22 protein-coding genes are annotated in these 26,633 nt (G+C 71.0%); 11 read left to right on the top strand and 11 right to left on the bottom strand.

All coding sequences use genetic code 11. The features are described from left to right. Positions 1 to 58: 58 nt before the first annotated feature. The 3 genes from OG607_RS16185 to OG607_RS16195 all read right to left on the bottom strand — a co-directional run bounded on the left by OG607_RS16185 (position 59) and on the right by OG607_RS16195 (position 2,509). Complete coding sequence (locus tag OG607_RS16185; RefSeq protein WP_405723824.1) at positions 59 to 415, bottom strand: WhiB family transcriptional regulator; 357 nt, start codon at positions 413 to 415, stop codon at positions 59 to 61. A 166-nt stretch (positions 416 to 581) separates the two neighbouring features. Next, positions 582 to 1,697 carry an amidase domain-containing protein gene (locus OG607_RS16190; RefSeq protein ID WP_405723826.1) on the bottom strand — a complete coding sequence of 372 codons (1,116 nt, stop codon included), beginning with the start codon at positions 1,695 to 1,697 and terminating at the stop codon, positions 582 to 584. Between the two features lie 137 nt (positions 1,698 to 1,834). Further along, the gene (locus OG607_RS16195; RefSeq protein ID WP_405723828.1) at positions 1,835 to 2,509 is read right to left on the bottom strand and encodes a DUF1707 domain-containing protein; all 675 of its coding nucleotides are present in this window, start codon (positions 2,507 to 2,509) and stop codon (positions 1,835 to 1,837) included. A gap of 333 nt (positions 2,510 to 2,842) precedes the next feature. Here OG607_RS16195 and OG607_RS16200 point away from each other — a divergent pair, with 333 nt between their 5' ends. After that, positions 2,843 to 4,504: a fumarate hydratase gene (locus tag OG607_RS16200; protein ID WP_405723830.1), complete on the top strand. Its 1,662-nt coding sequence runs from the start codon at positions 2,843 to 2,845 to the stop codon at positions 4,502 to 4,504. Between the two features lie 17 nt (positions 4,505 to 4,521). Here the strand turns inward: OG607_RS16200 and OG607_RS16205 are convergent, their stop codons facing one another. Continuing rightward, positions 4,522 to 5,190 (bottom strand): hypothetical protein, encoded by a 669-nt coding sequence (locus tag OG607_RS16205; RefSeq protein ID WP_405723832.1) that lies wholly within the window; start codon positions 5,188 to 5,190, stop codon positions 4,522 to 4,524. A 189-nt stretch (positions 5,191 to 5,379) separates the two neighbouring features. On the opposite strand from OG607_RS16205, the gene OG607_RS16210 reads away from it, so the two are divergent. The 9 genes from OG607_RS16210 to OG607_RS16250 all read left to right on the top strand — a co-directional run bounded on the left by OG607_RS16210 (position 5,380) and on the right by OG607_RS16250 (position 16,750). Next, on the top strand, positions 5,380 to 6,789 hold the full coding sequence (locus OG607_RS16210) for a class II fumarate hydratase (protein WP_405723834.1): 1,410 nt from the start codon (positions 5,380 to 5,382) through the stop codon (positions 6,787 to 6,789). 78 nt (positions 6,790 to 6,867) lie between these two features. Continuing rightward, positions 6,868 to 7,539 (top strand): DUF402 domain-containing protein, encoded by a 672-nt coding sequence (locus OG607_RS16215; RefSeq protein WP_405723836.1) that lies wholly within the window; start codon positions 6,868 to 6,870, stop codon positions 7,537 to 7,539. A gap of 184 nt (positions 7,540 to 7,723) precedes the next feature. Beyond that, positions 7,724 to 8,395 carry a class I SAM-dependent DNA methyltransferase gene (locus OG607_RS16220; protein ID WP_405723837.1) on the top strand — a complete coding sequence of 224 codons (672 nt, stop codon included), beginning with the start codon at positions 7,724 to 7,726 and terminating at the stop codon, positions 8,393 to 8,395. 91 nt (positions 8,396 to 8,486) lie between these two features. Beyond that, a complete protein-coding gene (locus OG607_RS16225) occupies positions 8,487 to 10,751 on the top strand; it encodes a SpoIIE family protein phosphatase (RefSeq protein WP_405723839.1) in 2,265 nt (754 codons plus the stop codon). 191 nt (positions 10,752 to 10,942) lie between these two features. Further along, on the top strand, positions 10,943 to 12,307 hold the full coding sequence (locus OG607_RS16230; protein WP_405723841.1) for an AAA family ATPase: 1,365 nt from the start codon (positions 10,943 to 10,945) through the stop codon (positions 12,305 to 12,307). Next, on the top strand, positions 12,304 to 13,008 hold the full coding sequence (locus OG607_RS16235) for a hypothetical protein (protein ID WP_405723843.1): 705 nt from the start codon (positions 12,304 to 12,306) through the stop codon (positions 13,006 to 13,008). Before OG607_RS16230 ends, OG607_RS16235 begins: the two co-directional genes overlap by 4 nt. A gap of 165 nt (positions 13,009 to 13,173) precedes the next feature. Then, positions 13,174 to 13,698 (top strand): PadR family transcriptional regulator, encoded by a 525-nt coding sequence (locus OG607_RS16240; protein ID WP_405723845.1) that lies wholly within the window; start codon positions 13,174 to 13,176, stop codon positions 13,696 to 13,698. Then, the gene (locus OG607_RS16245; protein ID WP_405723847.1) at positions 13,695 to 14,396 is read left to right on the top strand and encodes an ABC transporter ATP-binding protein; all 702 of its coding nucleotides are present in this window, start codon (positions 13,695 to 13,697) and stop codon (positions 14,394 to 14,396) included. Before OG607_RS16240 ends, OG607_RS16245 begins: the two co-directional genes overlap by 4 nt. Beyond that, the gene (locus OG607_RS16250) at positions 14,393 to 16,750 is read left to right on the top strand and encodes an FtsX-like permease family protein (protein WP_405723849.1); all 2,358 of its coding nucleotides are present in this window, start codon (positions 14,393 to 14,395) and stop codon (positions 16,748 to 16,750) included. Before OG607_RS16245 ends, OG607_RS16250 begins: the two co-directional genes overlap by 4 nt. 136 nt (positions 16,751 to 16,886) lie before the next feature. Here the strand turns inward: OG607_RS16250 and OG607_RS16255 are convergent, their stop codons facing one another. The 7 genes from OG607_RS16255 to OG607_RS16285 form a co-directional block, all read right to left on the bottom strand. After that, positions 16,887 to 17,729, bottom strand: coding sequence for a transglutaminase domain-containing protein (locus OG607_RS16255; protein ID WP_405736814.1), 843 nt, complete (start codon positions 17,727 to 17,729; stop codon positions 16,887 to 16,889). Positions 17,730 to 17,737: 8 nt separating this feature from the next. Continuing rightward, positions 17,738 to 18,673, bottom strand: a complete 936-nt coding sequence (locus OG607_RS16260; RefSeq protein ID WP_405723851.1) for an alpha-E domain-containing protein — start codon at positions 18,671 to 18,673, stop codon at positions 17,738 to 17,740. Positions 18,674 to 18,699: 26 nt separating this feature from the next. Continuing rightward, positions 18,700 to 20,283, bottom strand: a complete 1,584-nt coding sequence (locus tag OG607_RS16265) for a circularly permuted type 2 ATP-grasp protein (RefSeq protein ID WP_405723853.1) — start codon at positions 20,281 to 20,283, stop codon at positions 18,700 to 18,702. A 173-nt stretch (positions 20,284 to 20,456) separates the two neighbouring features. Next, complete coding sequence (locus tag OG607_RS16270) at positions 20,457 to 21,797, bottom strand: AI-2E family transporter (RefSeq protein ID WP_405723855.1); 1,341 nt, start codon at positions 21,795 to 21,797, stop codon at positions 20,457 to 20,459. 178 nt (positions 21,798 to 21,975) lie between these two features. Next, a complete protein-coding gene (locus tag OG607_RS16275) occupies positions 21,976 to 22,656 on the bottom strand; it encodes a transglycosylase SLT domain-containing protein (protein ID WP_405723857.1) in 681 nt (226 codons plus the stop codon). A gap of 417 nt (positions 22,657 to 23,073) precedes the next feature. Further along, on the bottom strand, positions 23,074 to 24,393 hold the full coding sequence (locus tag OG607_RS16280; RefSeq protein ID WP_405723858.1) for a PhoH family protein: 1,320 nt from the start codon (positions 24,391 to 24,393) through the stop codon (positions 23,074 to 23,076). A 270-nt stretch (positions 24,394 to 24,663) separates the two neighbouring features. After that, complete coding sequence (locus OG607_RS16285) at positions 24,664 to 25,437, bottom strand: isoprenyl transferase (RefSeq protein ID WP_405736816.1); 774 nt, start codon at positions 25,435 to 25,437, stop codon at positions 24,664 to 24,666. Between the two features lie 116 nt (positions 25,438 to 25,553). Here OG607_RS16285 and mgrA point away from each other — a divergent pair, with 116 nt between their 5' ends. Next, positions 25,554 to 26,618: an L-glyceraldehyde 3-phosphate reductase gene (mgrA, locus tag OG607_RS16290; RefSeq protein ID WP_405736818.1), complete on the top strand. Its 1,065-nt coding sequence runs from the start codon at positions 25,554 to 25,556 to the stop codon at positions 26,616 to 26,618. Positions 26,619 to 26,633 lie beyond the last annotated feature (15 nt).

The following is a 26,633-nucleotide window of genomic DNA, read 5'->3' on the forward strand; positions in this document are numbered from 1 at the left end:
GTAAGGCGAAAAAGCCAGGGCCCCGCCGATTCGGCGGGGCCCTGGCCCGTTCTCGCTCTCAGCCCGCGGCCGGCATCCGGGTCGTCCGCTGGATCTCCGCGTCGCGGCGGCGGCGCCGGGCCAGCACCACGCGGCGCTCGGCGGCCGTCAGCCCGCCCCACACCCCGTAAGGCTCCGGCTGCAGCAACGCGTGCTCCCGGCATTCCAGCATGACCGGACAGCCACCGCACACGCGCTTCGCCGCCTCCTCGCGGGAGAGCCGCGCCGCGGTCGGCTCCTTGGACGGGGCGAAGAACAGGCCCGCCTCGTCGCTACGGCAAGCCGCCTCCGAATGCCATGGGCCGCCGAGATCCCGTGGTTGGCCCCCCTGGACGCGCGGTGTGGATACGGCCGGGGACTCGATCGGTTGAAGCACCGGATACTCCTGACGACGGCTCGGCGTTGTCTCGGGGATGTCTCACCTTTGCCTGTCGCTCCGCGCGGCGGCGGCGTGCGACGTGTCCCCAAGCCTTACCCGCTGTGCGGGCGTTCATGCGCACAGTGGCCGTCCGTGAAGCACATGACGCGGGGCGTGAGGGGTGTCAGGTGCGGTACGCGTAGTAGTACGAGCGCGGGTACGAAGCGAGGATGCTGGCGAGCGACTTCCGGTAGGTGTTGACCGAGTGGTAGGTCAGGTACGGGACGCCGCTGCTGCTCCGGTAGGTGACGATCATCGTGTGGTCCTTGGACCCGTCGCGGTCGAAGTCCATCTGGACGACGTCGCCGACCTCCGCCTGGTAGACGTTGGCCAGGCTGGTGGTCCGCTTCGAGGACAGCGCGAACCACGACCACTCGTTCACGCCCACCCAGGAATCCGTCTGGGCCGAGGTGTCGTACCACCAGTTGCGGTAGTCCGAGGCCGTGCCGGAGTCGTTCTTCCAGCCGCCCGCCTTCAGGGACTGGCTGACGAAGTTGGTGCAGTCGCCGCCCGCTTCGTTGAACTTCCGGTAGGCCGGGTTGTAGTTCTTCCAGTACTTCTCCGCGTACGCCGCCATGGCCGCGTAGTTGTACGTCGTGGACGTCTTCCGCACCCGTGCCACGGGCGTGGTGGTGGCCGCGCGCTTGGCGACGGGCTCCGCGGCCGCCGCCGTCTTCACGGCGACGACAGGCTGGTTGACCGCGAGGGAGCCCGTGTCCGTGCCCGCGCCCGTGTCCGTGGACCTGATGGCGGCCAGCTGCCAGGTGCCGTCCTGCGCGGTGGTGAAGCTCAGCTCGTGGTGGGCCTGGAAGCCGGTGGTGGGCGGCTCGTCGCCGCGGATCTTCTCGTACGTGAGCGTGGTGGTCTCGGTGACCCAGGCCGTGGCCCGCCCCTTCGCGGCGCGGACCCGGTCCACGGTGACCCGGGTGTCGCCGGCCGTGTACGCCTCCCCCAGGGCCGCCAGCCGCGACTTGCGGGCCCGCAGCTCCGACAGCGCGCCGTCCTCCGACCGCGTAAGGGCGGCCGACAGGGCCGCGTGCCCGGCCCGCAGCGGCCGCGGGGTGTCCAGCAGCGCGTCAGTCCGCCGGGTCAGTACGGCCTCGGCTATTCGCCCGAAGGTGCCGGCGGTCGACGTCGTGGCCGGTGCGGCCGCTGTGGTCGCAGCGGCCGCGCTCCCTGCCGTGCCTGCCGTCGACAGCGCCAGTGCAAGTACCGCACCGAAAGCGGCGCTTAACGTCATTGGTTTCACAATGTTTCCCCTCAACACCCGGTCCGGTCTGACCGGGGGAGGGAATCCTTCCACGAACTCCGGACTCTGTGGAGACGCTGTGAAGACCCAACTCCCAAGCAGGTACGATCAGTTGCTCAGCCCACTTCTCACTTCTCCAGGCTCGGGCCGGAGCCGTTCGGCTTGAGCCGCTTGCCGCGCTTCGGCTTGGCGTCGACGCCGCCCATCAGCGCGAAGCCCTGGATCTTGATCACCGGCGCGCCGGGGTCCGGGAAGTCGTTCCGCTTGATGTCGGCGCCGCCCATGATGCCGACGACGTTGCCGTGGACGCTCACGTTCTCCGGGAGCTTGATCGAGACACCGCCCATGATCGCCGTGCAGGTGATCACGAGCTCCGGGGCGGTGAAGGTCGCCTCCGTGAGGTCGATCTCGACCCCGCCCATGATCGCCACGGCGTTGATGCTCCTCCCCACCCGCCAGCGGCCCTTGCGCTCGGCTCCGCCCAGGATGCCGATCAGGTTCGGGTTCTCGCCCGTCCCGTCCGCCGTCCACGGGTACGGGCCCGCGGCGGGCCGCGGCGCCGGGGTGGCGCCGGGGGCGGGCAGGTCCCGTACGAAGGGCTCCAGCTCGCCGACGGTCTTGGCGGCGTAGACACCGTCGAGCCGCTCGGAGTGCTCCTCCGTCGTCAGGCGGCCCTCCGCGAGGGCGTCGCGCAGGATGTCCGCGACACGGTCGCGGTCGGCATCGGAGGCCCTCAGATCGGCCTCGGCGACGGGTTTCACCGGCTGGGTTGTTTCACGCTTCTGGAGCGGGGACTCGTCCACCGCACCACCGTACACAAACGCGATAGATCGCGACTAGGGGGTGTCTGGCGGATATCCGTGGGTGAAGGAGCGGGGTCTGGCGCCTGCGATCGCAAGGCGGAGGAGGGAAGCGACGCGGTGGGGGCACCTCCCAGCGTCTAGCTGGGGGACGTCGTTGACCGACGACAACGCCGCGAGCGCTGGCGCCAGGGCACGCGACGCCACGGAGATCCGCCAGACACCCCCTGAGGGTCTGGCCGGTTGCCAGTGAGTGTGACCTCACACGCTCGACCGTCCCGCCAAGCTCTACGCTTGGTTCGCTTCATCGACGCGGCGTAGTGAGGACTGTCGGCCATGCCCGAGTTTGCGTACACGGATCTGCTCCCCCTGGGCGAGGACACCACGCCGTACCGGCTGGTGACCTCGGAGGGCGTGAGCACCTTCCAGGCCGACGGACGCACCTTCCTCAAGGTCGAGCCGGAGGCTCTGCGCAAGCTTGCCGCCGAGGCCATGCACGACATCTCGCACTACCTGCGCCCCGCGCACCTCGCGCAGCTGCGCCGCATCCTGGACGACCCGGAGGCGAGCCCCAACGACCGCTTCGTGGCGCTGGACCTGCTGAAGAACGCGAACATCGCCGCCGCCGGCGTGCTGCCGATGTGCCAGGACACCGGCACCGCGATCGTCATGGGCAAGCGCGGCCAGAACGTGCTGACGGCCGGCGGCGACGAGGCGGCGCTGTCCCAGGGCATCTACGACGCGTACACGAAGCTGAACCTGCGCTACTCGCAGATGGCCCCGCTGACCATGTGGGAGGAGAAGAACACCGGCTCCAACCTCCCCGCCCAGATCGAGCTCTACGCGACCGACGGGGGCGCGTACAAGTTCCTCTTCATGGCCAAGGGCGGCGGCTCCGCCAACAAGTCCTTCCTCTACCAGGAGACGAAGGCGGTGCTGAACGAGGCCTCCATGATGAAGTTCCTGGAGGCGAAGATCCGCTCCCTCGGCACGGCCGCCTGCCCGCCGTACCACCTCGCGATCGTCGTCGGCGGCACCAGTGCCGAGTACGCGCTCAAGACCGCGAAGTACGCCTCCGCGCACTACCTGGACGAGCTCCCCGCCGAGGGCTCCCCGCTGGGCAACGGCTTCCGCGACAAGGACCTGGAGCAGAAGGTCTTCGAGCTGACGCAGAAGATCGGCATCGGCGCCCAGTTCGGCGGCAAGTACTTCTGCCACGACGTACGAGTGGTCCGCCTCCCCCGGCACGGCGCCTCCTGTCCGGTCGCGATCGCCGTGTCCTGCTCCGCCGACCGCCAGGCGCTCGCGAAGATCACCCCGGAGGGCGTCTTCCTGGAGCAGCTGGAGACCGACCCGGCGCGCTTCCTCCCCGAGACCACCGACGAGCACCTGGACGAGACGGACGTCGTACGCATCGACCTCAACCGCCCGATGGACGACATCCTCGCCGAGCTCACCAAGTACCCCGTCAAGACCCGGCTGTCGCTGACCGGCCCGCTCGTCGTAGCCCGCGACATCGCCCACGCCAAGATCAAGGAACGCCTCGACGCGGGCGACGGCATGCCCCAGTACCTCAAGGACCACCCGGTCTACTACGCCGGCCCCGCCAAGACCCCCGAGGGCTACGCCTCCGGCTCCTTCGGCCCCACCACCGCCGGCCGCATGGACTCCTACGTCGACCAGTTCCAGGCCGCCGGCGGCTCCAAGGTCATGCTCGCCAAGGGCAACCGCTCCCAGCAGGTCACCGACGCCTGCTCCGCCCACGGCGGCTTCTACCTCGGCTCCATCGGCGGCCCCGCCGCCCGCCTCGCCCAGGACTGCATCAAGAAGGTCGAGGTCATCGAGTACGCCGAGCTGGGCATGGAGGCCGTCTGGCGCATCGAGGTCGAGGACTTCCCCGCCTTCGTCGTCGTCGACGACAAGGGCAACGACTTCTTCACCGACCCGGCCCCGACGACGCCGACCTTCACGAGCATTCCGGTGCGGCCGGGAGCCTGACGGGGGCTCCGGGCCGGCTACGCCGAGGAGGCGCCCTGTTCGGCGAGCTTGGCCAGCTGCGCCTTGACCAGGGCGTCGGGCACGGTGGCCTGCCCCTTGTCCATGGCGTTGAAGCTGTAGAACAAGGCGACCGCCGTACCGACGCTCGCGGCCACCACCGCGTAGGACACCTTGGTGACCTTTCCGTCCGTGCCCTTACCCGGCAGCACCTGGGTGAGCCGCAGGGAGACGAAGTTGTCGCCGTATCCGGGGCCGGGCCGGGTCTCGACGTTCTCGTAGTCGAAGTCGACGAGGAGATCCTTGAAGGCCGCGCACCGCCCGGCTGCCGTCCGTATCTCGTCGACGACCTCCGGGGCGTCGCCGGCGCGGTACGACGCGACGGTCATATTGGCGCCGGGACCGTGCGCCTTGGGCGAGATCATCGCCAGAACGCGCGCCGTCGGGGCGTAGGTGCCACCGGGCCGCCCGAGCGTGGTGTCGATCGGCGCGCACGCGGCGGGTTCGGTCTCTCTGCTGCCGGCCTCGCGCGGCGTCCCCGGCGTCGGGTACACCGTGTACCCGGTGACGTCCTTGCCTGTGATCACGGCCTTCTCCAGGCCCGCCTGGCTCCATGCCCTGCCCTGTCCCGACGCCTTGGGCGAGCCGCTCGAACTGCCCTCGCACGCGGCGACGGACAACAGGACCACCAGCATCGCGAGCGTCGCGCGGACCCCCGGTCGACAAACCACTTCTCCCCCACCCGTGTGATCGTGCAATCGAACTGCTCATAGAAGCCCACCGGGCGGGATAAGTCACACGCGAATCCCGCGTACGTCCCGGGGACGGCGGAACAACGGCCCGGCGGAGCGCGCTGACCTGAGCGGAGGTGGTCGGCGATGGCCGATGAGCAGACGGAAACCGGGTCCGCGTACCGGATCGAGCACGACTCCATGGGCGAGGTGCGCGTGCCCGCGCACGCGAAGTGGCGGGCGCAGACGCAGCGCGCGGTGGAGAACTTCCCCATCAGCGGCCAGCGCCTCGAACGCGCGCACATCGAGGCGCTGGCGCGGATCAAGGCGGCGGCGGCGAAGGTGAACGCGGAGCTGGGCGTGCTGGACAAGGAGATCGCCGAGGCCGTCCAGGAGGCGGCGGCGGAGGTCGCGGCCGGGGACTGGGACGAGCACTTCCCGATCGACGTGTTCCAGACCGGCTCGGGCACATCCTCGAACATGAACGCGAACGAGGTGATCGCGACCCTGGCCACCGAGCGCCTGGGCAGCGCCGTCCACCCGAACGACCACGTGAACGCCAGCCAGTCGTCCAACGACGTGTTCCCCTCCTCCATCCACATCGCCGCGACCGCCGCCGTCACCCGGGACCTGATCCCGGCCCTGGAGCACCTCGCCGGCGCACTGGAACGCAAGGCGGCGGAGTTCGCGGAGGTCGTGAAGTCGGGGCGTACGCACCTCATGGACGCCACGCCCGTCACCCTCGGCCAGGAGTTCGGCGGGTACGCCGCGCAGGTCCGCTACGGCGTCGAGCGGCTGCGGGCCTCGCTGCCGCGGCTGGCGGAGCTGCCGCTGGGCGGGACGGCCGTGGGGACGGGGATCAACACGCCGCCCGGCTTCTCGGCGGCGGTGATCGCGGAGGTGGCCAGGGTCACCGGGCTGCCGCTCACGGAGGCCCGGAACCACTTCGAGGCGCAGGGGGCACGGGACGGGATCGTGGAGACGTCCGGCCAGCTCCGTACGATCGCGGTCGGGCTGACGAAGATCGCGAACGACCTGCGCTGGATGGCCTCGGGCCCGCGCACCGGGCTGGCCGAGATCAACATCCCGGATCTGCAGCCGGGGTCGTCGATCATGCCGGGCAAGGTGAATCCGGTGATCCCGGAGGCCATGCTGATGGTGGCGGCGCAGGTGACCGGGAACGACGTGACGATCGCGACGGCCGGGGCGGCGGGAAACTTCGAGCTGAACGTGATGCTGCCGGTCATCGCGAAGAACGTCCTGGAGTCGGTGCGGCTGCTGGCCAATGTCTCGCGGCTGCTCGCGGACCGCACGGTCGACGGCATCACGGCGAACGCGGAACGCGCTCGCGAGTACGCGGAGTCGTCACCGTCCGTGGTCACCCCGCTGAACAAGTACATCGGCTACGAGGAGGCGGCGAAGGTCGCCAAGCGGGCACTGGCGGAGCGGAAGACCATCCGTCAGGTGGTCCTCGAGTCGGGCTACATCGCCGATGGCCTGCTGACCGAACAGCAGCTCGACCATGCACTGGATGTCCTGCGCATGACACGTCCCTAGGCCCCGCCCGGTGCTCCGTGAGCGCAAACCGCCCGGAAAGGTGATGTCTGTGAAACACACGGTCCGTAAGATCTGTTCATGACAGCGGACATCCTTCTTTCTCCAGGAACGGGGTACGACCACTGGGCACCGGGCGAGCAGGTGCTGTGGCGGTACCGGGGCAACGCGACAGACCGGCTGCACATCTGCCGCCCGGTGACCGTGGTGCGCGACGACCCCGACATGCTGGCCGTGTGGATGGCCCCGGGGACACCTTGTGTGAAGCCGGTGCTGGCGGACGGCTCGTCGATCCACCGCGAGCCCCTGGAGACGCGGTATGTGAAACCGCGCACTACGCGCGTCGAGCAATGGTGGGGCACCGGGGTGCTGAAACTGGCGCGTCCCGGAGAGCCGTGGTCGGTGTGGCTGTTCTGGGAACAGGGCTGGCGGTTCAAGAACTGGTACGTGAATCTTGAACAGCCCGGGGAGCGCTGGTCGGGCGGGATCGACTCCGAGGATCACTTTCTGGACATCGCGGTCGCCCCGGACCGCAGCTGGCGCTGGCTGGACGAGGACGAGTTCGCGCAGGCCCAGGCGGTGGGCCTGATGCCGGCCGCGACGGCGGAGCGGGTACGGGAGGCAGGACGGCGGGCCGTCGGGGTGATCCGGGACTGGGGACGGCCGTTCCGGGACGGGTGGGAGAACTGGCGTCCTAATCCGGCGTGGCCGGTACCGGCCCTTCCGGTTGACTGGGACCGTCCGGCAATGTGAACCGGTGACCCGTGAGCCCTTGATGCGCCCCCGTACCCCAAACGTAGGATCGTCTTCCGCAAGACTGCACAATTCACAGTCCCGCACTACAGTTTGACGCCGCGTCATCGCTCAAGTCGCATCAGCACGCCTGCACCACGTCAGTAACACGTCAGCATCGTCATCGTCACAGGAGGCCCAGGCTGTGGGAGTCGGAGTTTATGGCGACATACAGCTCCACCGGGCCGGCCAGGCCGAGGCCTTCGACGCGATCGGCGTCCGCTACAACGAGGCGTTTCCTGACAAGGAAGGGCAGCTCGCGGCGGGTGGCTGGCTCGCCGACTCGCTGCCCATCGGCGCCCGCGTGCTCGACGTGGGCTGCGGCACGGGCGTGCCGACCTGCCGTCAGCTCGTGGACGCCGGGCTGGATGTGACCGGCATCGACCTGTCGGCGGGCATGCTCGCACTCGCCCGCGAGTCCGTGCCCGAGGCCGAGTTCCACCGCGCCGACATCACCGCCATCGGCCGGCTCGACCGCTCCCTGCGCCTCGAACGGTTCGACGGCGTCACCGCGTTCTTCTCGCTGCTGATGCTGCCCCGCGCCGAGATCCCCCACGCACTGGCGATTGTGCGTGATCTGCTCGTCCCCGACGGCTGGTTCACCTTGGGGATGGTTGAAGCCGATCTGGATGACTTCGAGATGCCGTTCCTCGGTAACACTGTCCGGGTATCGGGTTATCTGCGGGATGATTTGCGTCAGGTGGTGGAAGAGGCGGGCTTCAGTGTGGTGAAGGAGGACTCCTACCCGTACTCCCCGGCGACGTTTGACGCGCCGCCCGAGGAGCAACTCTTCCTGCACTGTCGACGACGCCACTGATGCCCCCCACGCGCTGGACATGGCTGACACGGCTGCCCCGTCACGACCCCGCACGTGACCGTGACGTACCCGACCGGATGGAACGACGAGCGTGAGCACGGAGCGCACGACCCAGCAGGCCGCCGCCGCATCAGCGACAGCGGCGGGTGCCGCACGCCCGGTACCCGCCCCGCCTGTGTCACCCGCGGCGCCCGTGGCGCCCGTGGCCGAGGCAGCGGTGCCGGACCCGCGCAGCGGCTTCGCGGCGGGCACGGCCGCCGCCGCCAGTACGAAGCGCAAGAGCGGACGGGACCGGAACCGAGGTCAGGGCAGAGACCAGGACCGGGGCCGGGACCGGGACCGGGACCGTAAGGCCGCGGCCCGGGTGGCCGCCGCCTCGGCAGATTCCTCCCTGCCCGGCACCCCGCCCGCAGGCCGGGACCGCGCCACCGCCCACCCGCTGGCGGAGGACGAGTCCAGCGGCGCGCAGGCCCTCAAGGCACTCGGCGCCCAGGTCTCCGGCGGCGCCGGCGGGGGTGGCGTAGGCCTCGGCGGCGTGGGCGGCCGGAATGGGCGCGGGCTGCCGAATCCCGCCGCCGCCCCGGCCCTCTCCGAGTCCGAACGGCTGCGCTACGTCGGGGCCGCCACCCGCCGCATCGCCCGTGGCATCGACCTCGACGAGATCCTCCTCGGCCTCTGCCGCTCCGTCGTGCCCGCCTTCGCGGACGCCATCCTGGTCTACCTCCGCGATCCCCTCCCCGTCGGCGACGAACGCCCCTCCGGCCCCTTCGTCCTCCGGCTGCGCCGCACCGACCGCGCCCCCGACGAGAACGCCTCCGAGCAGTCCCCCGAAACCGGCGCCCTCCTGCCCGTCGTGCCCTCCACCGAGGGCGCCTACGGCGCCGCCGCCGACCACATCGACGTCCCCATGGACGGCGCCCTCGCCGAAGTCCTGCGCGGCGTACGCCCCTTGTTCTCCGAGGCCCCGCAGGCCACCGCCGCCCTCTACGAACTCGTCGGCGGCTGCCCCGACGCCACCGACCTCGGCCCCGGGTCCGGCTCCGGTGCCGCGCCCAACGGTTTAATCCTCCCCACCGGCCGCCGCGCCATCCTCGCCCCGCTGCGCGGCCGACGCCGCGTCATCGGGGCGGCCGTGCTGCTGCGCCGCCCCGAGCGGCCCGCCTTCGAGTCCGAGGACCTCCTCGTCGCCGCCCAGCTCGCCACCCACACCGCCCTGGGCGTCGACAAGGCCGCGATGTACGACCGCGAGGCCAGCACCGCCGACTCCCTCCAGCGCGCCATGCTCCCCGACTCCCTCCCCCAGCCCACCGGCGTCCGCCTCGCCAGCCGCTACCTCCCCGCCGCCGAGTCCGCACGCGTCGGCGGCGACTGGTACGACGCGATCCCGCTGCCGGGCAGCCGGGTCGCGCTGGTCGTCGGCGACGTCATGGGCCACTCCATGACCTCCGCCGCGATCATGGGCCAGCTCCGGACAACGGTCCAGACCCTCGCCGGCCTGGACCTGGCGCCCCAAGAGGTCCTCTACCACCTCGACGAACAGGCCCAACGCCTCGGCCAGGACCGTATGGCCACCTGCATCTACGCCGTCTACGACCCCATAGCCCACCGGGTCACCATCGCCAACGCCGGCCACCCGCCGCCCGTCCTCCTCCACTCCAACGGCCTGGCCGAGGTCCTCCGCGTCCCGCCCGGCGCCCCCATCGGCGTCGGCGGCGTCCCCTTCGAAGCCGTCGAGCTCCCGGCCCCGGCCGGCGCCACCCTGCTCCTCTACACGGACGGCCTCGTCGAGTCCCGTACCCGTGACGTCTGGGGCGGCATCGAGATGCTCCGGGAACGGCTCCACGCCGCCTCCCAGATCGTCTCCCCTCCCCCGCTCGAACCTCTCTGCGACGAAGTCCTGGACATCCTCGGCCCCGGCGACCGTGACGACGACATAGCCCTCCTCGCCGCCCGCTTCGACGGCATCGCCCCCCGCGACGTCGCCTACTGGTTCCTGGAGCCCCGCGCCCAAACGGCCGGCCGCGCACGGCGGTTGGTCCGGCAGGCCCTGCGCCGCTGGGACCTCGAACCCCTGACCGAGGCCACCGAACTCCTCGTCAGCGAGATCGTCACCAACGCCGTCCGCTACGCCGAACGCCCCATCACCCTCCGGCTCCTCCGCACCGACGTCCTCCGCTGCGAGGTCGGCGACGACGCCCCCACCCTCCCGCGCATGCGCCACGCCCAGCCCCAGGACGAGGGCGGCCGCGGCCTGTATCTCGTGAGCCGCATGGCCCAGCGCTGGGGCGCCACCCGCCTCAGCACCGGCAAGGTCGTCTGGTTCGAAATGGGCATCCCCGGCGGCCTCCACCGCTAGCGCCTCCCCTGCTCCGGACAGGGGAGGCCGGTTGCCCGCTCACACCGGCACGGCGGCCAGTTGAGCGGGCAAGCGGATGGACGTGGAGACCATCCTGGCCGCAGGCCGCCGGTGACATTCCCCACCACCCAACGGCACCGTGAGAAGCTGACCCCCACCGGAGGCACGGTGGCGAGGAGCAGGAGACGCGGGTGTACGTCGCGAAGGTCGGCCTTTCGAACATCAGGGGCTTTACGGGGGCCCGGACGGTGGACCTCGCGCTTCCGACCGGGGGCGGGTGGACGGTGCTGGCGGGGCGGAACGGGTCGGGGAAGACGACGTTGCTGCAGGCGCTGGCGCTGGCGTTGAGCGGGCCGTCGGTGAGCCGCAATCTGGTGCCGGACTTCGGCGGGTGGATCACGGCGAGGACGCGGACGGGGTGGGCGGAGGCGCATGTCACGCGGGACCCGTACTTCGACGCGCTGACGGGACGGGGCCGGGCGCCGAAGGGGCAGGTGGTGCTGGGGCTGGAGTGGTCCTTGCCGCGGGCGCCGAGGGGGGAGCAGCAGGAGCCGCTGCGGCCGTCGATGGAGCCGTATGACGCGGAGTACGGGTATCCGGGGGCGGAGCGGGGGCCGTGGGGGGAGAACCCGCAGGGGTGGTTCTGTGCGGGGTACGGGCCGTTCCGGCGGTTGGTGGGCGGGTCGGGGGAGGCGCAGCGGCTGATGCTGGCGCCGGGGCCGGCGGGGCGGATGGCGACGCTGTTCCATGAGGACGCCTCGCTGGCGGAGGGGGTGTCGTGGCTGATCGATCTGCATCTGCGCAGGCTGGAGCGCCGGGCGGGGGCGGCGAGCACGATGAAGACGGTGACGGCGCTGCTGTCGGACGGGCTGCTGCCGGACGGATACCGCGTGGCGCGGGTGGATTCGGACGGGCTGTGGGTCCGCCGGGGCGCCCGGCAGCGTGCGTTCCCGCTGCGGGAGATGAGTGACGGCTACCGGACGGTGGCGGCGCTCGTGCTGGATGTCGTACGGCAGATCCAGGCCGCGTACGGCGAGCTGCCGGCGATCACGGCGCCGGGGCGGGTCGAGGTCACGGCGCCCGGGGTGGTGCTCATCGACGAGATCGACGCGCATCTGCATGTCACGTGGCAGCGCCAGATCGGTGACTGGCTGCGCAGGCACTTCCCGAACATCCAGTTCATCGTGACCACGCACAGCCCCTACATCTGCCAGGCCGCCGATCCCGGGGGCCTGATCCGGCTGCCGGGTCCCAATGAGGACCGGGCGCCCGAGGTCGTGGACGAGGAGCTGTACCAGCGGATCGTGTACGGGACCGGGGACGACGCCGCGCTGTCGGAGCTGTTCGGCCTGGAGACGCCGTACTCGACGCGGGCCGAGAAGCAGCGGCAGCGGCTGGTGGAGCTGGAGCGGAAGGTCTTCGCGGGGCGGGCCAGCGAGGCGGAGGGCCAGGAGTACGGCGTGCTGAGCGAGCGGCTCAGCAGCTCGCTGGAGACCCGGGTGACCGAAGTGGCAGCGAGGCTCAGCGGCAGTGGCACCAGCGGCGGCAGCCGTTGATCCCTGTGCAGCGGACCGCCGCGCCGCAGGCGACGCTCCAACTGCTGGACCGCCGCACCGTGACCGTGCGGACCACCGGCGCGACCACGGCGGCGGCCCGGGCGGAGTGGCGCAGGGCGGCCACGCCCAAGGCGCGCATACGGGAGCTGCTGCGCGGTATGGCGCACGGCGCCGAGCGGTGCATGTACTGCCTGGACAACTACGGCACGGACATCGACCACTTCCAGCCGATCGCGGTGGCGCCGCTGCGCGCCTTCGACTGGCCGAACCATCTGCTGGCCTGTTCGCGCTGCAACAGCAATTTCAAGCGGGACGAGTATCCGTGCGACGCCGCCGGGAACTGCCTGCTGGTGGACCCCAGCGCCGAGGATCCGGCCGATCACCTGCTGCTTCTGCCCTCCTCCGGCCAGTACGACGCCCTGACGCCCAAGGGTGCGGCCACCATCCGCGTCTTCGGCCTCAACCGGCCGGATCTGGTCCAGGGCCGCCGTACGGCCTTCGTCATGACCTGCGCGATCCTGCGCGACTGGCATGCCCACGGCTCGGCCGAGACAGCCGAGGCCCTGCGGCAGTCGCCGCACGCCGATGTGCTGCGCAGCCTGGAGCGGCTGGACGCGGCGGCGGCCGGGACCGTGCTGCGGGACCTCCCGACAGCGGAGGCGCTGGCGCGCTGGCGCGAGGTGTACGCCGCACAGGGCTGAGGGCTGGACTCGGTCCAAGCTGTTGCCGACATGCCGTCGGCACAGTTGACTGCTTCTGTAGCCCCGGAACACGTGCCCTGCCCGTGTCCCGGGGCTGCTCGCTGCTCGCCGCGCACGCAGCGCCATCTATACACACCATGTATACGCGTGGTGTACAGTCCTCGCATGTCAATCGGACACACCCTGCTCGGGCTCCTGGAGTCCGGCCCCCGTCACGGATACGACCTCAAGCGCGCCTTCGACGAGAGGTTCGGGCACGACCGACCGCTGCACTACGGCCAGGTCTACTCGACCATGGCGCGCCTGCTGAAGAACGGTCTCGTCGAGGTCGACGGCATCGAGCCGGGCGGTGGTCCGGAGCGGAAGCGCTATGCCATCACCGAGTCCGGGATCACCGATGTCGAGCGGTGGCTCGCGGAGCCGGAGAAGCCGGAGCCGTATCTGCAGAGCACGCTCTACACGAAGGTCGTGCTGGCGCTGCTGACCCACCGCAGTGCGGAGGGCCTGCTGGACGCGCAGCGGTCGGAGCACCTGCGGCTGATGCGCGAGCTCACCCGGCGCAAGCAGAGCGGAGATCTGGCCGACCAGCTGATCTGCGACCACGCCCTGTTCCATCTGGAGGCGGACTTGCGGTGGCTGGAGCTCACCGCCGCCCGGCTCGGCCAGCTCGCCACGGAGGTACGGAAGTGACAACCACGGGGGAAGCCACAGGGGAAGCGCTCCTGGAGGCGGCGGAGTTGCACAAGGCGTACGGGCCGACGCCCGCCCTGGACGGGGCGCGGTTCGCGATCCGGGCCGGGGAGGTCGTCGCCGTCATGGGGCCCTCGGGCTCGGGGAAATCGACGCTGCTCCACTGCCTGGCGGGGATCGTGCGGCCGGACTCGGGGGAGGTGCGCTTCCGGGGGCGTGAGCTGACGGCGATGTCGGACGCGCAGCGCAGCGCGCTGCGGCGCGGGGAGTTCGGGTTCGTCTTCCAGTTCGGGCAGCTGGTGCCGGAGCTGACCTGCGTGGAGAACGTCGCGCTGCCGCTGCGGCTCGGCGGCGTCAAGCGCAAGGAGGCCGAGAGCCGGGCGGTGGAGTGGATGTCCCGGCTGGAGGTCGACGACCTGGCCGGGAAGCGGCCGGGCGAGGTCTCCGGCGGGCAGGGACAGCGGGTGGCCGTCGCCCGCGCGCTGGTCACCGGGCCGAGCGTGATCTTCGCCGACGAGCCGACCGGGGCGCTGGACTCGCTCAACGGCGAGCGTGTCATGCAGCTGCTGACCGCCGCCGCCCGCGACACCCGCGCCGCCGTGGTCCTGGTGACGCACGAGGCCCGGGTGGCCGCGTACTCCGACCGCGAGGTCGTCGTACGGGACGGCAAGGCCCGGGACATGGCGGCCGCCGCATGACCGGCGCAGGCGCGGGGAGCTGGGCCAGGGACCTCGCCCTGGGCGCGCGGTTCGCCGCCGCCGGGGGCCGGCAGGGCTGGACGCGGACGCTGCTGACGGCGCTCGGGGTGGGGCTGGGGGTGACGCTGCTGCTGTTCGCGGCGTCGGTGCCCGCGATGCTGGACGCGCGGCATGCGCGCAGCACCGCCCGGGACAGCTCGGACGAGTTCCGCCAGGACAGGATCAAGAAGGGCGACGACACCCTTCTCTACGCGCCCAATGACACCACCTACCGGGACAGCGACATCCATGGCGTCATCCTGCGCGCCGAGGGTTCGAAGGCGCCCACGCCGCCCGGCGTCGCGGCCGTTCCGGGCGACGGGGAGATGCTGGTCTCGCCCGCGCTGCGTACGCTGCTCGCCTCGCCGGACGGCGCGCTGCTGCGCGAGCGGCTGGACGGCCGGATCGTCGGCACGATCGGGGACGCGGGCCTGACCGGCCCCTCCGAACTCGCCTACTACAGCGGCAGCGACACGCTCACCCAGGGCGAGCGGGCCTACCGGATCAAGCACATGGGCGCGACCGGGACGACGGAACAGCTCGGCGGGTTCCTGCTGCTGCTCATCGTCATGATCTGCGTGGTGCTGCTGATGCCGGTGGCCGTCTTCATCGCCACCGCCGTACGGTTCGGCAGCGAGGCCCGCGACCGGCGGCTCGCCGCGCTGCGCCTGGTCGGCGCGGACACCGCGACGACGCACCGGGTCGCGGCCGGCGAGGCGCTGCTCGGCGCCCTGGCCGGGCTGCTCCAGGGGGCCGGATTCTTCCTGGTGGGGCGGCAGTTCACCGGCCTGGTCAATGTGTGGAACTTCAACGCCTTTCCCTCGGACGTGAGTCCGAGCCCGCTGCTCACCGCGCTCATCGCAGTGGCCGTGCCCGCCTCGGCGGTCCTGGTCACGTTTCTCGCCCTGCGCAGGACGGCCATCGAGCCGCTGGGCGTCGTGCGCAACGCGGCCCAGCGGCGGCGCAGGCTCTGGTGGCGGCTGCTGCTGCCGGTCGCCGGGCTGGGCCTGCTGCTGACCAGCGGCAGCATCAGCTCGACCGACACCAGCATCGGCACGTACCGGATCGCCTTCGGCGCGGTGCTGGTGCTGGTGGGCGTGACCGCGCTGCTGCCCTGGGGCAGCGACGCCGTCATCCGGCGCGTCCGGGGCGGCCCGGTCTCCTGGCAGCTGGCCATCCGACGGCTCCAGTTGTCCAGCGACACGGCCAGCCGTGCGGTCAGCGGCATCACGGTGGCGGTGGCCGGGGCCATCGCGCTCCAGATGCTCTTCGGCGGCGTCAGCGACGGCTTCACCAAGAGGACCGGTCAGGACCCGAAAAGGGCGCAGCTCGCGGTGTCCCAGCCCGTCAGCACCGGCGCCCAGGCCCAGCGGATCATCGACGACTTCCGCACCACGCCCGGCGTCCGCTCCGTCCTTGGCTCGGTCGACTCCTGGGCCGTACGGCCGGGCAAGCTGCTCAAGGGCGAGGATTTCCTGCCGACGGCCTCCGTCTACGTCGCCGACTGCGCGACCCTGCGCGAGCTCGCCGACGTCACCTCCTGCCGGGACGGCGACACCTTCATCTCCACCGGCGAGGGCTTCGCCGCCGACGGCGGCGCGAAGGTGGCCAGGCCGGGCAAGGCCGTCGACCTCAACCCCTCCCTCGACGGCGACAAGCCCTCGGCCCATCCCGTCCTGTGGACCCTCCCCGCCAACGCCCGCACCGTGCGGGCCCGCACCGACCCCAGGGGCGTGGTGCGCACCGGAATCCTGGCCACGCCCTCGGCGCTGCCCGTCACCAAGCTGCAGGCCCCCGAGGCCGACGTCATGCTCCGGCTCGACCCGAACCGGGCGGACGCGGCCGACCTGGCGCGCAACACCGCCGCCCGGATCAACCCCCGCATGGACGTCCAGACGCTGACCTCCACCGTGCGCAGCAACCAGTTCGCGACCGTCCAGAAGGGCCTGCTCGTCGGCGCGACCGCGACCATGCTGCTCATCGCCACCAGCATGCTGGTGTCCCTGGTCGAGCAACTGCGCGAGCGCAAGCGCCTGCTGGCCGTCCTCGTCGCCTTCGGCACCCGCCGCTCCACCCTCGGCTGGTCCGTCCTCTGGCAGACCGCCGTCCCGGTGGTGATCGGCCTGGCCCTCGCCGTCCTCGGCGGCCTGGGCCTGGGCGCCGCCCTGCTGTCCATGGTCGGCGCCGGGGCCTCCAGCTGGACGGCCTTCCTGCCGATCGTCGGCATCGGGGCGGGCGTCATCGCCGTGGTGACGCTGCTCAGCCTGCCGCCGCTGTGGCGGTTGATGCGTCCTGATGGACTGCGGACGGAATAGCTCCGCCGGCTCACCCGGCACATTCGGTTCACCGGTTCCGCCGGTACCGGTTCCGTCCTCAAACGCCGGACGGGCTGAATTCAGCCCGTCCGGCGTTTGAGGACACGCCCGGAGGGCGTCAAGAGGCGCGCCGCGACTACGCCAGCCGCGTGAACTCCACCGTCACCTCGGGCGGACCGCTGGCCGCCCCCCGGTAGATGCCCTTGTGGGGGGTGACGTCGCCGTAGTCCCGCCCCCGCCCGACGACCACGTGGGACTCGTCCGCGCGCACGCGGTTGGTGGGGTCGTAGCCGAACCACTCCCCCGCCCAGTACTCGATCCAGGCGTGGCTCTGCCCGGCGACGGCCCGGTGGAGATCCGCGTCGCGGTCGGGGTGCAGATACCCGGAGACGTAGCGCGTGGGCAGGCCGATGCCGCGCAGCAGGCCCGCCGTCAGGTGGGCGATGTCCTGGCAGACGCCGGCGCCCTGTTCCCAGGCTTCCTGGGCGGTGGTGAGGACGCCGGTCGCGCCGGGCACGTAGGCGACGCGGTCGGCGACCATCTCGGCGACGGCGACGGCCGCTTCGTGGGCGTCGAGGCCGAGGGCGACCTCGTGGGCGGCGTCGACGAGGTCGGGTGCGACTGCGGTGCGGGCGGTGGGGCCGGCGTGTTCGAGGAGCCGGGTGGTGGCGGAGCGCTCGGCGATCGTGCTCCAGCCGGCGGGTTCGGGCAGCGGGGCGGGGGGCGAGGTCTCCACCAGGGAGACGGCGGTGATGGAGAGGTCGCCGTGGGGGTCCATGAGGTCGAAGCCGGTGACCTGGGTGCCCCAGTAGTCCCAGTAGGACCAGGTGGCGGTGGCGGGGGTGATGGTGACCCGGGCGTCCAGCGTGGTCTGGGAGGGCAGGGTGAGCGGGGTCATGCGTACTTCGTTGTGGGAGGAGATCGCGGCCTCGGCGTAGGAGACCCGGGTTTCGTGGCGGATGCGCAGTCGGCGTCCCATGGTCGCGCTCACGCTCCTTCCTGCGCCCACTCGATGGCGCCTTGGTACGGGAAGAACCGTTCCGCCACGGCCTCGGCGGAGGCCATGCAGGCGGCCTGGAGATCCTTGAGCAGGCGCGGGAGAGCCTCCTCCAGCGTGCCGGTCTCCAGGTATTCGAGCCGGGTGCGGACCCGGCCGATGGGCTGGCGGGCGGCGTCGTGCCGGGGGCGGCCCAGCTCGGCGAGGCATTCCTCGGCCGTGGTCAGGGCGTGCAGCGCGCTGCGCGGGAAGTCCCGGTCCAGGAGCAGGAACTCGGCCACCCGGGAGGTGTCACCGAAGCCGCCGTAGACCCGGGCGAAGGCCTCGTCGGCGCCGCTGGCGCTGAGCAGGGTGGGCCAGTCGGGGGCGTGGACGGCGTCCAGGACGCGCACCGAGAGCAGGCGGACGGTCATGTCGACCCGCTCGAGGCTGCGGCCCAGCACCACGAAGCGCCAGCTGTCGTCGCGGCTCATCGTGGAGTCGGTGAGACCGAAGAAGAGCGCGGCCCGGCGGCGTACGAGATCCAGATAGGCGTACGGTCCGGTGCGGCGGGCGGTGCGGCGCTGCTCGCCGAGGGCGTGCCAGGTGGAGTTGAGGCACTCCCACATGTCGGAGGAGATGGCCTCGCGGGCGCTGCGGGCGTTGAGGCGGGCCGCGCCGAGGGCGCCTTCGATGGAGCCGGTGCTCTCGGCGTCGAAGGCCAGGGCGCTCATGACCTGGTCCATGTCGCAGGCCTGGTCGTCGGGGGCGGTCAGGCCGAGGATCGCGTAGAGGGAGCGGCAGGCGGCGTCCTCGTCGCGCCAGGGGTCCTCGAGGAGCCGGTGGAGGTAGGCGTCGAGGATACGGGCGGTGGCGTCGGCCCGCTCGACGTAGCGCCCGGTCCAGGTCAGTGCTTCCGCGATCCGGGAGAGGATGATGTCGTTCATCGCTGTGCCTCCGTCGCTGAGAGTCGTCACTGCTGCTGCGCTGCTTCCTGCTCGGACACGGCGCGCCGCCCGCCCGGGCCGAGGTGGCGGGGGGCGACGGAGGGCGGCGCGGCGGCCGCGCCTTCCGCGTCGGCGGCATCGGGCTCGGTCTCGGCGCCGAAGGCCTCGGCGGCGCGGCGGGCGGGCGCGAGCACCCAGGTGTCCTTGGAACCGCCGCCCTGGCTGGAGTTGACGATGAGGTTGCCCTCCTGGAGGGCGACCCGGGTGAGTCCGCCGGGCAGCACCCACACATCGTTGCCGTCGTTGACCGCGAAGGGCCGCAGGTCGATGTGGCGCGGCGAGACCCCGCCGGGGGCCAGCGTCGGGGAGGTCGACAGGGCGACGGGCCGCTGGGCGATCCAGCCGCGCGGGTCCGCCGCGACCTCCTTGCGGACCTGCTCCAGGGTGGCGGCGTCCGCGTGCGGGCCGATGACGATGCCGGAGCCGCCGGCGCCGTCGACCGGCTTGATGACGAGCTGGTCGACCTGGTCGAGGACGGCCTCCAGCTGGCCGGGCTCGTCCGGCCGGTAGGACTCGACGTTGGGCAGAATCGGTTCTTCGCTGAGGTAGTACCGGATCAGGTCCGGAACGTAGGTGTAGAGCAGCTTGTCGTCCGCGATGCCGTTGCCGACCGCGTTGGCGAGGGTGACATTGCCGGCCTGCGCGGCGTTCAGAATGCCGGGGCAGCCGATCACCGAGTCGGGCCGGAAATGCAGCGGATCGAGGAAGTCGTCGTCCAGGCGCCGGTATACGACATGCACCGGCATCTCGCCGCGCGTCGTCCGCATCCAGACCCGGTTGCCCGAGCACACCAGGTCGTGTCCCTCGACCAGCTGTACGCCCATCAGCCGGGCCAGCAGCGCGTGCTCGAAGTACGCCGCGTTGCTCGGCCCCGGCGTGAGCACGACCACCGCCGGGTCGGTGACCCCGGCCGGGGCGGCGGCGCGCAGGGCCGCCAGCAGCCGCTGGCCGTAGGCGTCGACCGGGCGGACCGGCTGTTCGGCGAAGAGGGAGGGGAACATCCGGGTCATCGCCCGGCGGTTCTCGATGACGTAACTGACCCCCGAGGGGACCCGTACGTTGTCCTCCAGGACCCGGAACTCGCCCTCCTCGTCGCGCACGAGGTCGATGCCCCCGACGTGCACGCGGACGCCGTTGGGGGGCTCTATGCCTTGCGCGGCCCGGTGGAAATGGGGCGAGTTGACCAGCAGCCGCCACGGCACCACGCCGTCCTCGAAGGCCCGCGCCTGCCCGTAGGCGTCGGCGAGATAGGCCTCCAGGGCCTTGACCCGCTGGGCCACGCCGCGCTGGATCAGGTCCCATTCGAGGGCGTCGAGGATGCGCGGCACGAGGTCGAGCGGCCACGGCCGCTCCTCGCCCGCGAAGGCATAGGTGACCCCTCGGTCGGTGAACGACCGGGCCATCTGGTCGGCCCTGAACCGCAGTTCGGCCGCGTCCATCGGCTGCAGGGCAGCCAGAAGCGGCTCGTAGGCGGTCCTGACCACACCCGGCCGCTCAAACATCTCGTCCCATGCGTCGGCCAACGCATACGCGTCAAATATGTCCGCCATGAAGCGAAGTTAGGCGGCCTGTGTGACGCAACAATAACGGGGGGATTTCCGGGACAATGCGCGCCAAGGTCACAGGGCCGCCGGAAGCAGGGTTTTACAGGCACGTAAAACCGGGGGTGGTTTGAGCTGCGAAAGCCCTTGCCGGGCGGGCCGGTCCGGGGAGCGCGGTGCCGTCAGACGGCGCCGGGTCCGGCGTCGCCCGGCGGCGCCTCGACCGGAGCCACCTCCACCGCCGTCGCGCCGTGCGGGCCCGGCTCGGCCGTCAGCTCCTCCTCATGCGTGTACGAGCGCAGGTAGCCGATGACCGTGTTCGCCACCGCCACCATGGGCACCGCCACGACCGCCCCGCCGATCCCGCCGACGAGCGAGCCGCAGGCGACCGAGAGGATCACGGCGAGCGGGTGCACGCGCACGGCCCGGCCGAGGATGAAGGGCTGCAGGATGTGGCCCTCGAGCTGCTGGACGAGCAGCACCACGCCGAGCACCGCGAGGGCGATGCCCGGACCGACGGTCACCAGCGCCACGATCACCGCGACCACGCCGGAGGCGACCGCGCCGACCAGCGGGATGAAGGCGGCGAGGAAGATGACGACGGCGAGCGGCACGGCCATCGGCACGCCGAGGATGTAGATGCCGGTGCCGATGCAGATCGCGTCGATCAGCGCCACGATCACCGTGCCGCGTACGTAGAGGGTCAGCGTCCGCCAGGCCCGCGGGCCGGCCCCGGACAGGCCCTCGCGGGCGGCGGCGGGGAACAGCTTGAGGAACCAGTCCCAGATGTTGCGGCCGTCGTAGAGCAGGAAGAGCGTGCTGAACGCCGCCAGCAGGATGCCGGTCAGCAGCTCGACGACGACGGTGACGCCCTCCAGGCCGGCGTTGGTCAGATCCTTGGCGTTGGTGCCGATCGCGTCCTGGAGGTTCTTGGCGATCTGGTTGATCTGGTCCTCGGTGACATGGAACGGGCTGTTGAGGAGCCACTTCTTGAGTTCGGTGATGCCGTCCTGGAGGCTGCTGGAGAGGTTGTCGATGTTCTCCATCACCTGCCACACCACGAACCAGCCGACCAGGCCCATCACGATGAAGCCGCTGACGAAGACGATGGCCGTCGCCGGCCCCCGCGACAGCCCGGCCCGCTTGAGCCGGCCCACGAAGGGCTGCAGCAGCGCGGTGATCAGCAGGGCCACCACGAAGGACAGGACGACCAGCCGCACCGAGTTGATCGCGGTCCCCAGCACCCAGATCGTGCCGGCCAGCACCAGCAGCCGCCAGCCGGCTTCCGCCGCGACGCGCATGCTCCACGGGACGGCTGACGCCGGGTCGCCGCGCTCCGCGCCGCGCCGCCGGGGCGCGGCGGCCGCGGCCGCCTTACGCCGCTCCAGCTCGGCTTCCCGGGCCTTCTCCGCGGCCTCGGCCTCGGCGGACGCCCGTGCGGCGAGGCGCGCTTCCTCCACGCGCCCGGCGATCTTCGCCAGCTCTGCGGCGAATCCGGCGCCCCACTGGCGTTTCTCCGACATCGCGTCGTCCTCTGCTCCCCGTGGATCCCTGTGCGGCCCTTGTGTGGACGACTCTACGTGGGGGTGAGGTTGCCTCCGCGCCCGGCCGAATCACGGCCGGACGGTGAACCGGACGCCGGAACAGCACGACGCCCTCCGAGTGCGGGTACTCGGAGGGCGTCGGAAGCAAACGGTCAGGCTAGTACCAGTGGTTGGCCTGCCAGAAGGACCACGCGCCGCACGGGCTGTCGTAGCGGCTGTTCATGTAGTTGAGGCCCCACTTTATCTGCGTCTTCGGGTTCGTCCGCCAGTCGTCGCCGACCGAGGACATCTTGGAGCCCGGAAGCGCCTGCATCAGGCCATAGGCACCGGAGGAGGCGTTGGTCGCCGTGTAGCGCCAGCCGCTCTCGCGCGTGACTATGTTCGAGAAGCACTGGAACTGGGTCTCGTCGCCGATGATGGCCTCGGCCATCGCCTGGACCTCGGCCACGGTGTACGAGGCCTGTACCGGGGCTTCCAGTGCCTTCTTCTTGGCCGCTGCCGCCTTCGCCGCCTCGGCGGCTTCGTCCGCTGCCTTCTTCTTGGCGGCGGCGGCCTTGGCGGCGGCCTTACGGGCCGTCTCCTCGACGGTCTTGCGCGCGGTGGCGTCAGCGGCGTCCGACTGCGCCTGCACCTGCTGGGTGAGGGAGGCCTGCTGGACCTCCGCACCGGCGGGTATGTCGGCGAGTACGGTCGTCGCATCGACGGGCTGAGCGGCGGCGGTTGCCGGCGTCTCTCCCGCTGCGACGCCGACGACGGCGCCTACTGTGGTGACCGCAGTGGCCGAGACCACCGCGAATCCCCGGACCGAGATCCGGCTCACACGGTTTCCTTCCAGCATCGCCCGCGTGGTGACCTCGCGGACGCGTTCCTGCCCCTGGCGCTGACTTCCTCCAGCACTGGTCACTGGAAGCACTGGCCCGGTGGGTTTGTCCTCACCTTGCGGCGAGGGTCCGCTTGTTGCTCGGGCGGCTTACGGCTGACGTTGTTGAGTTGAACTTGTACCGTTTTGTACTGGTTCTGTTGCTTCTTCTGCGCCCGAGGGTGCAGAAGTGCCGTAAGCGGGGCCTGACAGAACCGACAGCCTGCCCCAGACCGACGCGTCTAGGCAATTCCCAGTTGAGTGGCAAAGGTCACATGCCGTTTGAGCCTGGGGCTTTGTGGAAACCGCTGCGTAACATCCCGAGACGCCAGTAGGCTCCTCCGCCTTTCGGCGGAGGAGCCTACTGATCCGTCAACTCACCTGCAGCGCCTGCTACTAGGCGTGGCCGTCCTCCAGCATCTCGGTGACGAGCGCGGCGATCGGCGAGCGCTCGGAGCGGGTGAGGGTGATGTGCGCGAAGAGCGGGTGCCCCTTGAGCTTCTCGACGACGGCGACGACACCGTCGTAGCGGCCGACCCTCAAGTTGTCGCGCTGGGCGACATCGTGAGTGAGCACCACGCGCGAGCCCTGCCCAATTCGGGACAACACGGTCAAAAGCACATTCCGTTCCAGGGACTGTGCCTCATCGACGATGACGAACGCGTCATGCAGCGACCGGCCCCGGATGTGCGTGAGCGGCAGCACCTCCAGCATGCCCCGCGCCACGACCTCCTCGATGACCTCCTTCGAGGTCACCGCCGACAGCGTGTCGAAGACCGCCTGGGCCCAGGGGCTCATCTTCTCCGACTCGCTGCCCGGCAGATAGCCGAGCTCCTGCCCGCCGACCGCGTACAGCGGCCGGAAGACCATCACCTTCTTGTGCTGCTGACGCTCCAGCACCGCCTCCAGGCCCGCGCACAGTGCCAGCGCCGACTTGCCGGTGCCGGCCCGCCCGCCCATCGAGATGATGCCGATGTCCGGGTCGAGCAGCAGGTCCAGCGCGACGCGCTGCTCCGCGCTGCGGCCGTGGATGCCGAAGGCCTCACGGTCGCCGCGCACCAGCCTGACCCGGCCGTCGTCGGTGACCCGGCCCAGGGCCTTGCCGCGGTCGGACTGCAGGACCAGGCCGGTGTGGACCGGCAGGTCCGAGGCCTCGGGAAGGTAGACCGACTCCTCCTGGAAGAGCGAGTCCACATCCTCGGCCGATACGACCAGTTCCTCCATCCCGGTGTAGCCGGAGGTGATCGCCAGCTCCGCCCGGTACTCCTCGGCCAGCAGGCCGACGGAGCTCGCCTTGACGCGGAGCGGCAGATCCTTGGACACGACGGTCACGTCATAGCCCTCGGCCTGCAGATTGCGGGCGACGGCCAGGATGCGGGAGTCGTTGTCCCCGAGCCGGAACCCGGCGGGGAGCACTCCCGGGTCCGAGTGGTTCAGTTCGACGCGGAGCGTGCCACCGAGCTCACCGATCGGGATGGGCGCGTCCAGGCGCCCGTACCGGATTCGGTACTCATCGAGCAGCCGCAACGCCTGGCGGGCGAAGTAGCCGAGCTCCGGGTGGTGGCGCTTGGCCTCCAACTCGGTGACCACCACCACCGGGAGCACGACTTCGTGCTCTTCGAAGCGGGTGAGGGCATTCGGGTCGGCAAGCAGCACGCTGGTGTCGAGTACGTAAGTGCGCCGGTCGTGCTCACGGCGGTTCTTGCTGGTCACCACGTGTGGACGAACCCCCTCGGGAGAGGTCGGGTGCGACGCGCGTCGCGCGGAACTGGGCCGGGACCGACCGCAAGGGCCGAGCCACGGCCCTCCGAGTCGACGCGGTCGATGCTGTCTTTGTCAAGAGCGTTAGACAGCTCGTCCGTGTGCAAAGGGCCTCCCGGGCGGACGACCACATGCCGTCCTGACCGGTGTATTCCCTCGAACGTGGGGGCCTATGCGGCTGCATATGACAGCGGTTGGCCAAATTCCGTGTGACGAATCTCCCGACTACGCACCGTAGCGGCGATGGCGCGCCGCGTAGTCGCGCAGTGCGCGCAGGAAGTCGACCTTGCGGAAGGCCGGCCAGAACACCTCACAGAAGTAGTACTCGCTGTGGGCGCTCTGCCAGAGCATGAAGCCGGAAAGCCGCTGCTCACCGGAGGTGCGGATGACCAGATCGGGGTCCGGCTGACCCCGGGTGTACAGGTGCTCGGCGATGTGGTCGATGTCCAGGATCTCGGCCAGATCCTCGATCGAGGTGCCCCGCCGGCCGTGCTCGTGGAGCAGGGAGCGGACCGCGTCGGCGATCTCCTGGCGGCCGCCGTAACCCACGGCGACATTGACGAGTATCCCCTCGATGGCGGCCGTGGCCTGCTCGGCTTCCTTCAGGACCTTCTGGGTGTGCTCGGGAAGCAGGTCCATCGCCCCGACGTGGTGCACGCGCCACCGGCCGGATCCGGCCAGGCCGGAGACCGCGTCCTCGATGATGCCCAGCAGCGGGAGGAGCTGCTCCGGCGGACGGGTGAGGTTGTCCGTGGACAGCAGCCACAGCGTCACGACCTCGACGCCGGTCTCCTCGCACCAGCCGAGCATCTCGCTGATCTTGTCCGCGCCGGCCCGGTGCCCCTGCTCCGTCGTGTTGCCGGCCGCCTTCGCCCAGCGCCGGTTGCCGTCGAGGATCACACCGACGTGCTTGGGGCCCTGCGACAGATCGAGGCGGCGCTCCACCCGGCGGGCGTAGAACTCGACCACGCTGGTGCGCACCAGGTCGTGCAGATTCATGCGCAGCTTCATGCGGGGCCCCTCATGCGGCGGTGCGGCGGTGCGTTGCGGCGGTGCGGTCGTCACCCTTTTGGCACTCTACTGGTCCGCGCCCGAGGCGGCTGACCGGGGTCGTGATGGGCCGTGATAGGCCTGGGCCCGTGAACGTACGACCGACCTACCTCCCCGCCGCCACCCGCTACGACGACATGGCCTACCGGCGCACCGGCCGCAGCGGCCTGAAGCTGCCGGCCGTCTCCCTCGGCCTCTGGCACAACTTCGGCGACGACCGCACGCTCGACTCCCAGCGCGCGCTGCTCCGCCGTGCCTTCGACCTCGGCATCACCCACTTCGACCTCGCCAACAACTACGGCCCGCCCTACGGCTCCGCCGAGACCAACTTCGGGACCCTGCTGGCCCAGGACTTCCGCCCCTACCGCGACGAGCTGGTCATCTCCACCAAGGCCGGCTACGACATGTGGCCCGGCCCCTACGGCGAATGGGGCAGCCGAAAGTACCTGCTCTCCTCGCTGGACCAGTCGCTCGCGCGCATGGGCCTCGACTACGTCGACATCTTCTACTCCCACCGGTTCGACCCCGACACCCCGCTGGAGGAGACGATGGGCGCCCTCGCCTCCGCCGTCCAGCAGGGCAAGGCCCTGTACGTCGGCATCTCCTCCTACGGCGCCGACCGGACGAGGGAGGCCGCCCGCATCCTCCGCGGCCTCGGCGTCCCCGCCCTCATCCACCAGCCCTCCTACTCCATGATCAACCGCTGGATCGAGGACGACGGGCTGCTGGACGTCCTCGACGAGGAGGGCATGGGCTGCATCCCCTTCGTCCCCCTCGCCCAGGGTCTCCTGACGGACAAGTACCTCAACGGCATCCCCGAGGGCTCCCGCGCCGCCCAGGGCAAGTCCCTCGACCAGACGGTCATCACCGACGAGGTCGTACGGCGGCTGCGCGGCCTCAACGACATCGCGGCGTCGCGGGGCCAGTCCCTCGCCCAGCTCGCCCTGAGCTGGGTCCTGCGGGACACCCGGGTCACCTCCGCGCTCATCGGTGCGTCGAGTGTCCGTCAGCTGGAGGCCAACGTCGCGGCGGTCGGCGCGCCCGCCCTGACGGTGGACGAGCTCGCGGCGATCGACGGCTTCGCGGTCGAGTCCGGCGTCAACCTGTGGTCGACCAGCAGCGATTCCTGACGTATGGGTGGTGTC

Origin of the sequence: Streptomyces sp. NBC_01537, from assembly GCF_045040445.1 — a bacterium.
Lineage (GTDB): Bacteria > Actinomycetota > Actinomycetes > Streptomycetales > Streptomycetaceae > Actinacidiphila.

Bases quoted from the DNA above. Each gene is read 5' to 3' on its own strand.
- OG607_RS16240 (WP_405723845.1), top strand. From the start codon at position 13,174: ATGTCAATCGGACACACCCTGCTCGGGCTCCTGGAGTCCGGCCCCCGT.
- mgrA (WP_405736818.1), top strand. From the start codon at position 25,554: ATGGGCCGTGATAGGCCTGGGCCCGTGAACGTACGACCGACCTACCTC.
- OG607_RS16255 (WP_405736814.1), bottom strand. From the start codon at position 17,729: ATGGGACGCCGACTGCGCATCCGCCACGAAACCCGGGTCTCCTACGCC.
- OG607_RS16270 (WP_405723855.1), bottom strand. From the start codon at position 21,797: ATGTCGGAGAAACGCCAGTGGGGCGCCGGATTCGCCGCAGAGCTGGCG.
- OG607_RS16210 (WP_405723834.1), top strand. From the start codon at position 5,380: ATGGCCGATGAGCAGACGGAAACCGGGTCCGCGTACCGGATCGAGCAC.
- OG607_RS16190 (WP_405723826.1), bottom strand. From the start codon at position 1,697: ATGACGTTAAGCGCCGCTTTCGGTGCGGTACTTGCACTGGCGCTGTCG.
- OG607_RS16200 (WP_405723830.1), top strand. From the start codon at position 2,843: ATGCCCGAGTTTGCGTACACGGATCTGCTCCCCCTGGGCGAGGACACC.
- OG607_RS16265 (WP_405723853.1), bottom strand. From the start codon at position 20,283: ATGGCGGACATATTTGACGCGTATGCGTTGGCCGACGCATGGGACGAG.
- OG607_RS16215 (WP_405723836.1), top strand. From the start codon at position 6,868: ATGACAGCGGACATCCTTCTTTCTCCAGGAACGGGGTACGACCACTGG.
- OG607_RS16260 (WP_405723851.1), bottom strand. From the start codon at position 18,673: ATGAACGACATCATCCTCTCCCGGATCGCGGAAGCACTGACCTGGACC.
- OG607_RS16275 (WP_405723857.1), bottom strand. From the start codon at position 22,656: ATGCTGGAAGGAAACCGTGTGAGCCGGATCTCGGTCCGGGGATTCGCG.
- OG607_RS16250 (WP_405723849.1), top strand. From the start codon at position 14,393: ATGACCGGCGCAGGCGCGGGGAGCTGGGCCAGGGACCTCGCCCTGGGC.
- OG607_RS16285 (WP_405736816.1), bottom strand. From the start codon at position 25,437: ATGAATCTGCACGACCTGGTGCGCACCAGCGTGGTCGAGTTCTACGCC.